Raw genomic sequence first — 2,928 nt, forward strand, 5'->3', positions numbered from 1 at the left:
TGGGGACGGCCGGAACGGATAGCGAGCCGCGGCCCGCGGCGTTGTCGGCGCCGGATGTGGCAACGCTGCGTGACCATGCTGTCCGTACGCTGCCCGACTACATGGTGCCGGCGGCGTTCGTGCCGCTCCCCCAGCTGCCGGCGCTGCCCAACGGGAAGCTGGACCGCAACGCGCTGCCGGCCCCCGACTTCACCGCCACCGTCTCCGGCCGGGCCCCCAGCAACCTCACGGAGCAGGCGCTGCGGGACGCGTTCGCCGCGGTGCTCGGCGTCCCCGAACTCGGCGTCGACGACGACTTCTTCACCCTTGGTGGGGACAGCATCGTCGCGATGGAGCTGGTCAGCCAGGCCCGCGCGGCCGCTTTCCGGATCACCCCGCGCCAGGTCTTCCGCCATCGCACGGTGGCGGCACTGGCCACGGTGGCCACCGCCCTCGCCCCGGCGTCGGAGCGGGCCGGCGGCGACGACGGGACGGGAACCGTCCCGCTGACCCCGATCATGCACGCGCTGCGTGAGCTGGGCGGGCCGATCAGCGGCTATCACCAGTCGGCGCTGGTACAGACACCGGCCGAACTGGACTGGACGACCCTGCTGGCCATCCTGCAAGCGCTGGTGGACCGGCACGACATGCTGCGGGCCCGCCTCGTCCGCACGTCCGGCCCGAACGGTGACCACTGGACGTTCACCGTGCCGCCCCCCGAAGCGGTGGACGTCGCGACGCTGCTCGAACGGGTCGACATCCGCACCAGCGGGCCCGGCGGCGTTCTCACCGGGGACGCGCTGACCAGGGCGATCTCCGCGGCGGCGCTGGCCGCCCGGGACCGGCTGGACCCGGACGCCGGCGTCATGCTCCAGGCGGTGTGGTTCGACGCGGCCAGGTCCGCGCCGGGCCGGCTGCTGCTGATGGTGCACCACCTGTCGATCGACGGCGTCTCCTGGCGCGTCCTGCTGCCGGACCTCGCGACCGCCTGGGAGAGCATCTCCGCTGGACGCCCCGCCGCCCTGCCGCCCGTCGACACGTCGTTCCGGCGCTGGTCCCGCCTGCTGACCGAACGGGCGTCCGATCCCGCCCGCGAGGACGAGCTGCCGCTGTGGGCGGGCATCCTCGCCGGCGGTGACCCGCTGCCGCTGATCCGGGAGCTCGACCCGGCCCGGGACGTCGTCAGCACGGTGCGCACCCTGGCGCTGCGGCTGCCGGTCGAACGGACGTCGCCGACTGGCGCCGCCGCCGGTTGGACGGCGTGGGCAATGACGGCGTGGGCAATGACGGCGTGGGTGACACGGACAGCGTCGGCAACGCGGTCCTGGTGGACCTCGAGGGGCACGGCCGGGAGGAGGAGTTCGCCGGGGACGTGGACCTCTCCCGCACTGTGGGCTGGTTCACCAGCGTCATCCCGGTCTGCCTGGACCCCGGCCCGGTTGATCTGGCCGAGGCGCTGGCCGGCGGGCCGGCCGCCGGGCAGGCGCTTGAGCGCGTCCGGGAGCATCTGGCCGGCCTGCCGTCCGGCGGAATCGGCTACGGGCTGCTGCGCCATCTCAACCCGCGGACGGGGCCGGAGCTGGCGCGGCTGGGCACCCCGCGGATCGAGTTCAACTACATGGGCAGGTTCGGCGTCCCGGAGGCGACGGACTGGTCCTACGCCGCCGAGTCGGACGCGGTGGACCTCGACGCCGACGGGGACATGCCGGAGGGGCACTGCCTGGTGGTGAATTCGCTGACCGAGGACCGTCCGGGCGGGCCGGAGCTGGCTGTGTTCTGGTCCTGGCCGTCCGGTGTGCTGGCTGAGGACGCCGTCCGCGAGCTGGCCGAGACCTGGTTCCAGGCCCTGGACGCGCTGGTGACCCACGCCACCGGCCGGCCGGAGCGCGCATGATCACGATTTCCGCCGCGCGTCCGGCGGTCGTCAGGAAAACCAGGCACCGGCAAAACCCGCGGCGGCCAGGAGCGATATCGGAAAATCCTGAAAGAAGCCGTGGCAATATTGTGGGCAATGGCGTGGCCCATGATGATTCCCGCCGACCGTGATCGAGAACTGACTGTGATTGAGAACTGAGTTTCGGCAGGGCCCCGGGAGAACCGGTCGGGAGAACCGGTCGGGAGAACCGGGCCCAGGAGAACAGCAGAACAGCAGAACAGCAGAACAGCGGAACCGGAGAAGGGGGATACCCATGACCAACCCGTTCGAGGATCCCGACGGCGTCTACACCGTCCTGGTCAACGCCGAGGGGCAGTACAGTCTGTGGCCGGACTTCATCGACGTCCCGGCCGGCTGGACGGTCGAGCACGGGCCGGGCCCGCGCCAGGAGTGCCTGGACTACATCGAGACATACTGGACGGATATGCGCCCCAAGAGCCTGATCGAGGCAATGGAAGCCGCCACCCGCGACTGACCTACCGCCACCCCAGCCGGCGCCAACTCCGGCGCCGGCACCAACGACCTCGGCGGCATCCGAGCCCGCCCGTACAGAGCATGATCGCCGGTTGTTTGTCGTTCTGTACGCTTTTCGGGCCGGTGGGCGTACGTAACGACAAACAACCGGCGATCTTTTCTTTGCCGGGTGTTCTACTGGCTGGCAGGGGCGTCCTGCGGCGTGCGGGTGTCGGACCATGCCTCCCACAGGGCGGCGTAGCGTCCGCCGACGGCGATGAGCTCGTCGTGCGTACCGGTTTCGACGATCCGCCCGTCGTCCAGGACGACGACGAGGTCCGCGCCGGCCGACTGGGTGAGACGGTGCGCGACGACCAGCCCGGTCCGGCCCGCCAGCGCCTGCTCGGCGGCGGCCTCCAGGATGCGGGCACCGGCGCTGCCGGCGTCCGCGGTGGCCTCGTCGAGGATCGCCACCGGCGGATCGGTGAGGACCAGGCGGGCGAGCGCGAGCTGCTGGGCCTGCGTGACGGTCAGTCGGTGCCCGCCCTCCCCCACCACGG

Annotated in this window: 2 protein-coding genes and 2 pseudogenes; 3 read left to right on the forward strand and 1 reads right to left on the reverse strand. The window is 71.7% G+C overall.

All coding sequences use genetic code 11. The annotated features are described in order from the left end of the window. Positions 1-101: 101 nt before the first annotated feature. The 3 genes and pseudogenes from CM1CMNOD_RS22640 to CM1CMNOD_RS00080 all read left to right on the forward strand — a co-directional run. Positions 102-1,079 (forward strand): annotated as a pseudogene (locus CM1CMNOD_RS22640) (phosphopantetheine-binding protein); the annotation flags it as partial. Between the two features lie 272 nt (positions 1,080-1,351). Further along, positions 1,352-1,873: a hypothetical protein gene (locus CM1CMNOD_RS22645; protein ID WP_237702923.1), complete on the forward strand. Its 522-nt coding sequence runs from the start codon at positions 1,352-1,354 to the stop codon at positions 1,871-1,873. 295 nt (positions 1,874-2,168) lie between these two features. Then, complete coding sequence (locus tag CM1CMNOD_RS00080; RefSeq protein ID WP_013871629.1) at positions 2,169-2,390, forward strand: MbtH family protein; 222 nt, start codon at positions 2,169-2,171, stop codon at positions 2,388-2,390. 173 nt (positions 2,391-2,563) lie between these two features. On the opposite strand, the pseudogene CM1CMNOD_RS00085 reads toward CM1CMNOD_RS00080, so the two are convergent. After that, positions 2,564-2,928 (reverse strand): annotated as a pseudogene (locus CM1CMNOD_RS00085) (ABC transporter ATP-binding protein); the annotation flags it as partial.

Origin of the sequence: Protofrankia symbiont of Coriaria myrtifolia, assembly GCF_900634755.1 — a bacterium.
In the GTDB taxonomy this organism is placed as follows: domain Bacteria; phylum Actinomycetota; class Actinomycetes; order Frankiales; family Frankiaceae; genus Protofrankia; species Protofrankia coriariae.